The sequence below is a fragment of the Caulobacter sp. genome (assembly GCF_017744445.1).
GTDB lineage: Bacteria > Pseudomonadota > Alphaproteobacteria > Caulobacterales > Caulobacteraceae > Caulobacter.
On sequence record NZ_JAGIBH010000149.1, the window covers coordinates 1 to 521 of the forward strand.

At 70.6% G+C, this 521-nt stretch carries 1 protein-coding gene; it reads left to right on the top strand.

Going from position 1 to position 521, the window contains the following annotated elements; translation table 11 throughout:
* A partial coding sequence (locus J7528_RS24145) for a membrane dipeptidase (RefSeq protein WP_291879929.1) occupies window positions 1-521 on the top strand: 521 nt, incomplete at both ends.

Sequence of the window (521 nt, forward strand, 5' to 3'; positions counted from 1 at the left end):
GGCGGTGGAAGCCAGTCGCGTACCGGTCATCGCCAGCCATTCGGGGCTGCGCCATTTCACTCCGGGTTTCGAGCGCAACCTGAGCGACGAACTGGCCAAGGCGATCGCGGCCAAGGGCGGGGTGATCCAGGTGACCTTCGGCAGCGCCTTCGTCAATCCGCAGATGGCCGCCGACCTGGTGGCCAACATGCAGGCCGAGGCGGCGCTGGAGGCGCGCAACGCGGCGGCCCGCGCCGCCGGCAAGCCGGAAGAGGACGAAGCCGCGTTCGCGGCCGAGTGGAAGCGCGCGCATCCGCCGCTGGCCACCTCGATCAGTGCCGTGCTCGACCAGATCGACTACGGGGTCAAGCTGGTCGGCATCGACCACATCGGCCTGGGCTCGGATTTCGACGGCGTGTCCGGCAACCTGCCCGACGGCCTGCGCGCCGGCCTCGACCGCCGTCCATACCCGCAACAGGTTGCCGCCGAGGATCTTGCGGATGTCGCCGTCGCTGTAGCCGCGCGCCTGCAGGCCGGCGACC